Source organism: Streptomyces mangrovisoli, from assembly GCF_000974985.2.
GTDB classification, from domain to species: Bacteria; Actinomycetota; Actinomycetes; order Streptomycetales; family Streptomycetaceae; genus Streptomyces; species Streptomyces mangrovisoli.
Window position 1 is genome coordinate 73,429 of record NZ_LAVA02000047.1, and the last position, 6,681, is coordinate 80,109.

Annotated in this window: 6 protein-coding genes; 4 read left to right on the forward strand and 2 right to left on the reverse strand. The window is 69.8% G+C overall.

The window, feature by feature from the left end; all coding sequences use genetic code 11:
- Nucleotides 1–371 precede the first annotated feature (371 nt).
- The 4 genes from WN71_RS21110 to WN71_RS21125 all read left to right on the forward strand — a co-directional run bounded on the left by WN71_RS21110 (nt 372) and on the right by WN71_RS21125 (nt 5,295).
- Nucleotides 372–3,638 (forward strand): sensor histidine kinase, encoded by a 3,267-nt coding sequence (locus WN71_RS21110; protein ID WP_046592959.1) that lies wholly within the window; start codon nt 372–374, stop codon nt 3,636–3,638.
- A 10-nt stretch (nt 3,639–3,648) separates the two neighbouring features.
- A complete protein-coding gene (locus WN71_RS21115; RefSeq protein ID WP_005479603.1) occupies nt 3,649–4,062 on the forward strand; it encodes a roadblock/LC7 domain-containing protein in 414 nt (137 codons plus the stop codon).
- 98 nt (nt 4,063–4,160) lie between these two features.
- Nucleotides 4,161–4,733, forward strand: a complete 573-nt coding sequence (locus WN71_RS21120) for a DUF742 domain-containing protein (RefSeq protein WP_046592958.1) — start codon at nt 4,161–4,163, stop codon at nt 4,731–4,733.
- A complete protein-coding gene (locus tag WN71_RS21125; protein WP_071369867.1) occupies nt 4,714–5,295 on the forward strand; it encodes a GTP-binding protein in 582 nt (193 codons plus the stop codon). The genes WN71_RS21120 and WN71_RS21125 overlap by 20 nt, the downstream gene beginning before the upstream one ends.
- Nucleotides 5,296–5,491: 196 nt before the next feature.
- On the opposite strand, the gene WN71_RS21130 is transcribed toward WN71_RS21125, so the two are convergent.
- The gene (locus tag WN71_RS21130) at nt 5,492–5,680 is read right to left on the reverse strand and encodes an acyl-CoA carboxylase subunit epsilon (protein WP_046593046.1); all 189 of its coding nucleotides are present in this window, start codon (nt 5,678–5,680) and stop codon (nt 5,492–5,494) included.
- Between the two features lie 57 nt (nt 5,681–5,737).
- On the reverse strand, nt 5,738–6,681 hold a 944-nt coding region (locus tag WN71_RS21135), incomplete at its 5' end, for an acyl-CoA carboxylase subunit beta (protein ID WP_276208122.1).

Here is a 6,681-nt window from a genome sequence, read left to right on the forward strand (position 1 = left end):
CAGCACTGCCGTACGGCAGTTGCCGTAGATGATCCGGAGCCGGCTGTGGCATTTGACACGGTCGGCTTCGGTGTTCATAACGTTTCGGCAGAGGAATCGAGCGGTACCGCAACGCGTCGCGTTCAAGCGGTACCGCTCCGTCCACCTTGCCCTCGCTTTTTGATGCGCCTCGCTCTTTATGACCGTTTTATGTGGGGCTTACATCACACGGAATCTGCCCTTCCTCATGTTTGGAAGAGCGCACACCGACATGCTGGAATGCCTGAACTGCCCAATAGTCGACGACGTACTGAGAAGTGGTCTGCGACACACCGGGCTCTGAGAGACTGCGGCACGACGTAGGTGCCCGCCGCCGAGAGGTTGTTGGTCGAGTGAGGCGAAGCAAGAACGGTCCCGAGCCGTCGGCACGGGGCAACTTCACCCCGCCGCCGCGCGGAGCGGCGCCCGCCCCTGTGCCCGGTTCCGAGCCGACGGCCCCACCCGCCCCGAGCGGTAGCCGTCTCTCGCCGCGCAACTGGCGGGTGCCCACAAGGCTGAACGCGATCCTGCTCATACCCGTGATCGTCGGCCTCGTCATGGGCGGCTTCCAGGTGAAGAGCTCGATCACCACCTGGCAGGACGCCGAGGACGCGGAGAACACCGCCCGCCTGGTGCGGGCGTCCCTCTCCTACGCCGACGCCCTCTACAACGAGCGTGACGCCACCGCCGCGCCGCTCCTCCAGGGCAAGGGCCAGAACAACTCCACCGTCGTGGCCGCCCGCAAGGCGACCGACCAGGCGGCGGACGCGTTCGACGAAGCCGCGCAGAACATGCCCGACAAGCCCGGCCTCGTGCGCCGGCTGAAGGTGTTCCGCTCCACCGAGCCCCAGCTCACGTCGCTGCGCGCGGCCGCGTACACCTCGAAGCTCACCGGTGTGCAGACCGAGGAGGGCTACGTCGCGGTCGCCCACCCCCTGATGGAGTTCGCCAACGAGCTCGGCCTGGGCACCGGCAACATCACCTCCTACGGCCGTACCGTCTACGCGATCTCGCTGACCAAGGCCGCGCTCTCGCTGGAGCGGTCGGTCGGCATGCACCTGCTGGTCAAGCCCGGCACCAGCAACGCGAGCCTCAACTCCCAGCGGGTCGCGCTGCTCTCCTACGCCTACCTCGAGGGCATCGCCGTCGAGGAGTACAACGGCGGTGGCACCCAGGCCGACGCGGACAAGCTGAAGACGCTCGAGGCCAAGGTGAAGACCCAGGCCGCCGCCATGGCGCAGCAGGCCGAGGCCAAGGACCCGAACTACAAGGCCCCGCCGTCCAACCCGTCCAAGATGGTGGCGGCGCTGGCGCAGCTGCAGACCACCGACCCCAATGAGCGTGCGGTGCTCGCCCAGAGCGGCATCACCGCGCAGAACTGGTGGGCGGTCAACACCCTCAAGTACAACGCGTACCGCGAGATCGAGTCGGACATGGCCGACAAGGCGGTGAACGAGGCCGCAGGCATCGCCGCCGACGCCAAGACCTCCGCCTTCATCACCGGTGCCGCCGTCGTGATCGCCCTGCTCGCCGCGTTCATCCTGGCCGGCATGGTCGCCCGCCAGATGAGCCGCTCGATGCGCCAGCTGCGCAACGCCGCCTTCGGCATCGCCGAGCAGCGCCTGCCGATGCTGGTCGACCAGCTCTCGCGCACCGACCCCGGCCGGGTCGACACCCGGGTGGCGCCGATCCCGATCACCACCACCGACGAGATCGGCGAAGTCGCCCGCGCCTTCGACCAGGTCCACCGCGAGGCCGTCCGGCTCGCCGCCGAGCAGGCCCTGCTGCGGGGCAACATCAACGCGATCTTCACCAACCTCTCGCGCCGCAACCAGTCGCTGATCGAGGGCCAGCTGACCCTGATCACCGACCTGGAGAACAACGAGGCCGACCCGGACCAGCTGGAGAACCTCTTCCGCCTGGACCACCTCGCGACCCGTATGCGCCGCAACGGCGAGAACCTCCTCGTCCTCGCCGGCGAGGAGCCCGGCCGCCGCTGGGACCAGCCGGTCCCGCTGGTCGACGTCCTGCGCGCCGCCTCCTCCGAGGTGGAGCAGTACGAGCGTGTCGAGCTCTCCGGCGTCCCGGAGGCCGAGATCCACGGCCGCGCCGTGACCGACCTCGTGCACCTGCTCGCCGAGCTGCTGGAGAACGCCACCACGTTCTCCTCCCCGCAGACCAAGGTCCGCGTCACCGCGACCCGTCTCCCCGACGGCCGCGTGATGATCGAGATCCACGACAAGGGCATCGGCCTGACCGCCGAGGACTTCGCGGACATCAACCACAAGCTGGCCAACCCGCCGACCGTGGACGCCGCGATCTCGCAGCGCATGGGTCTGTTCGTGGTCGGCCGGCTGTCCGACCGGCACGGCATCCGGGTCCAGCTGCGCCCCTCGGGCGAGCAGGCCGGCACCACCTCGCTGGTCATGCTCCCCGACGCGATCACCCACGGTGGCGGTGGCGAACCGGTGCTGGACCGCGAGGAGTTCACGGTCTCGCAGATCATCCCGGAGCAGGGGTACCAGGGCGAGGACTTCAACCAGCCCGCACAGCCCCCGCTGCGCACCGCGGCCGAGCTCGGCTTCGACGACAGCCGCTACGAGGTCCCGGACGACATCCGCGACCTGAACCCCGTGGGCCGCTCCCTGATGCGCGAGGAGCGACGGGCGGCTCTGGAGTCCCACTCGCACGGTGAACCGGCCGCACAGGCCCCTCAGGAGGCTCCTGAGGCGCCCGCCTACTCCGACTTCGACGCCCCCGCGGCGTACGACGGCGGTCAGAACGGTTACGAGGGTGGCCAGAACGGCTACGCCGGGGGCCAGAACGGCTTCCCCGAGCAGCAGAACGGCTACGACCCGCAGACGGCGTACGACGAGCCGCAGGGCCCGTCGTACGAGGAGCCGTACTTCGGCGCGGGCGACGGACTGCCGCAGACCGACGCGTTCCCGTCGAACGGCGGCTACCCGGACCCCGCGTACGCGGAGCCGGTCCACGAGGAGCCCGCGACGGCGCACGCCGCGGCGGGTGACACCTTCTCGGCGTACGACGAGCGGCGCTACCAGGACGACTGGCCGCAGCAGGGCGGTTACCAGAACGGGTATCCGGACCAGTACGCTCCGGAAGCACCGTCCGCGCAGGCCAGTGACGTGCACGAGCGGGACCGCGTAGGCTTCGACCGACCGGGCCCGGCCCCTTCGGCGGTGCACGATCTGACCGAGGCCGGACTTCCGCGCCGCGGTGGCCCCGCGGCCGGCGGTTCGAACGGCGCCGCGCAGGTGCGGCAGGAGCCCCCGGCCCCCGCCGCGCAGCCGGGCGGGGAGAACGTCTGGCAGTCGGCGAACGACACGCGCTGGCAGCAGGCGGCGCAGCTGCGCAAGCCCAAGGCGGGCGGAGTGACCTCCTCCGGTCTGCCCCGGCGGGTCCCGAAGGCCAACCTGGTCGAGGGCGCCGCCGAGACCACACCTCAGGGAGGCCCACAGGTCTCCCGCGCCCCGGAGGACGTCCGGGGCAGGCTGAGCAACCTGCGGCGGGGCGTCCAGCGCGGACGCAATGCCGGCGCAGGCAGTGAAACGAACGGCCAGGGCTTCGGTCCTGACAGCACCTACGACCAGGAGCGTTAGTGTGAGCCCGATGAGCCAGGCGGCACAGAACCTGAACTGGTTGATCACCAACTTTGTGGACAACACCCCTGGTGTCTCCCACACGGTGGTGGTCTCCGCCGACGGACTCCTTCTGGCGATGTCCGAAGGCTTCCCGCGTGACCGAGCCGACCAGCTGGCGGCTGTCGCGTCCGGTTTGACCTCGCTGACCGCCGGTGCCTCGCGCATCTTCGAAGGCGGCAGTGTGAACCAGACGGTTGTGGAGATGGAGCGGGGATTCCTCTTCATCATGTCCGTTTCCGACGGTTCTTCGCTCGCGGTTCTGGCACACCCGGAGGCGGACATCGGCCTCATTGGGTACGAGATGGCCCTCCTGGTGGACCGAGCCGGTACGGTTCTGACGCCGGATCTGCGCGCGGAACTCCAGGGCAGCCTTCTCAACTAACAGACAGACGGTGCGTATTGGCGTCCCGGGGCCGTAAGGTTTCGGGACGCGGCATCCACAAGGCTGGGTGCCCGGCACATGTCGGAGGAGGAGAGAGAGTGGCAACACCCCCAGGCGGTCCGAGTTCGGGTAACTGGCCGTACGGCCCTTCGCAGGGCCCGCACGACGGTTCCGCGAACCGGTACGACTACCCCTCCGCGCCGAACCACCGGCAGCCGTACGCGCCGCAGGGCCCCGGCCCGTCGCCGTACGACCAGCCGCCCGCCCCGCGCATCCAGCCGGTGCAGCCTCAGCGACGCAACCCCGAGCCGGCCCCCGCCGGGTCGTCGAACAACCCGTTGGTGCGTCCCTACGCCATGACGGGCGGCCGGACCCGGCCCCGCTACCAGCTCGCCATCGAGGCGCTGGTGCACACCACCGCACAGCCGCAGCAGATGCAGGGCCAACTGCCCGAGCATCAGCGGATCTGCAACCTGTGCCGCGAGATCAAGTCCGTCGCTGAGATCTCGGCACTGCTGACCATTCCCCTCGGCGTGGCCAGGATCCTCGTCGCCGACCTGGCGGAGGCGGGCCTGGTCGCCATCCACCAGCCCGGCGGCGACGAGAACGCCGGCGGCCAGCCAGACGTGACACTGCTCGAAAGGGTGCTCAGTGGACTTCGCAAGCTCTAGCGGCGGTCCTTCCCGCTCCACCACCTCCGCGAAGATCGTGGTGGCGGGCGGCTTCGGCGTGGGCAAGACCACGTTCGTCGGTGCCGTCTCGGAGATCAACCCGCTGCGCACAGAGGCCGTCATGACGTCCGCGTCGGCCGGTATCGACGACCTCACCCACACCGGGGACAAGACCACCACCACGGTGGCCATGGACTTCGGCCGTATCACCCTGGACCAGGACCTGATCCTGTACCTGTTCGGCACGCCCGGCCAGGACCGGTTCTGGTTCATGTGGGACGACCTGGTGCGCGGCGCCATCGGCGCGATCGTGCTGGTCGACACCCGGCGTCTGGCCGACTGCTTCCCCGCGGTCGACTACTTCGAGAACAGCGGCCTGCCGTTCGTCATCGCCCTCAACGGCTTCGACGGCAACCAGCCGTACCAGCCCGACGAGGTGCGCGAGGCGCTCCAGATCGGACCGGACACCCCGATCATCACCACGGACGCCCGGCACCGCGCCGACGCCAAGAGCGCGCTCATCACGCTCGTCGAGCACGCCCTCATGGCGCGCCTGCGCTAGCGGAGCCCGCAGGACCACGAGGAACCCCGCGCCGGGAAGGGCGCGGGGTTCTTCGCGTTGCGGGGGCGGTACGGCGCCCTGCGGCGGTGGAGGGGGCGTGCGGTGCGCTCCGCGGCGGCGGGGGCCGTACGACACGAAGGGCCCCTCCGTGGTGGAGGGGCCCTTCGTGGTGAACCACCGGGGTGGCGCGGGGTGCCTAGCGCCAGCTGTGCGGGGCGCGGAAGCCGCCCTCGCGCTCCAGACGGCGCCAGCCGGCCTTCGGGCGGCCGTGGTGCGCCGGGGCCGTGTCCGGCTGGGCGGCGGCGCGGGCGAGCAGGACGGCGGTGATGGCCGCCACCTCCTCGGGGTCGGCGTGGCCCTTCTCGACGCGAATGTCACTGTTCATGGAAGTCAGTCTCCGTGGACGAGGTTTCCGTGGGGGTACCGCGGAAAAGCCGCTGGGTTACTGCGGGGGGTTGCCGTGCTTGCGCGAGGGCAGGTCGGCGTGCTTGGTGTGCAGCATCGCGAGCGACCGGATCAGCACCTCACGGGTCTCGGCGGGGTCGATGACGTCGTCGACCAGACCGCGTTCGGCCGCGTAGTAGGGGTGCATGAGCTCCGACTTGTACTCCTTGACCATGCGGGCCCGCATGGCCTCGGGGTCGTCGGCCTCGGCGATCTGGCGGCGGAAGATGACGTTCGCGGCACCTTCGGCGCCCATCACGGCGATCTCGTTCGTCGGCCAGGCGTAGGTGAGGTCGGCGCCGATGGACTGGCTGTCCATGACGATGTAGGCCCCGCCGTACGCCTTGCGCAGGATCAGCGAGATCCGCGGCACGGTCGCGTTGCAGTACGCGTAGAGCAGCTTCGCGCCGTGGCGGATGATGCCGCCGTGCTCCTGGTCCACGCCGGGCAGGAAGCCCGGCACGTCCAGGAAGGTGACGATCGGAATATTGAAAGCGTCACACATCTGGACAAAGCGCGCAGCTTTTTCACTGGCCTCGATGTCCAGCACGCCCGCGAGGCTCTGCGGCTGGTTGGCGACGATGCCGACGACCTGACCGTCGAGCCGGGCGAGGGCGCAGATGATGTTGCGCGCCCAGCGCTCGTGCACCTCGAGGTACTCGCCGTCGTCGACGATCTCCTCGATGACCTTGGCCATGTCGTACGGCCGGTTGCCGTCGGCCGGCACCAGGTCCAGCAGGACGTCGGAGCGGCGGTCGGCGGCGTCGGAGGCGGCCACCCGCGGCGGGTTCTCGCGGTTGTTCTGCGGGAGGAGCGAGAGGAGGTAGCGCACCTCGGCGATGCACGTCTCCTCGTCGTCGTACGCGAAGTGGCAGACGCCGGAGGTCTCGGCGTGCACGTCGGCGCCGCCGAGGCCGTTCTGGGTGATCTCCTCGCCGGTGA

Excerpts from the sequence above, each read along its gene's own strand:
- WN71_RS21115 (WP_005479603.1), top strand. The coding sequence starts at position 3,649 with ATGAGCCAGGCGGCACAGAACCTGAACTGGTTGATCACCAACTTTGTG.
- WN71_RS21130 (WP_046593046.1), bottom strand. The coding sequence starts at position 5,680 with ATGAACAGTGACATTCGCGTCGAGAAGGGCCACGCCGACCCCGAGGAG.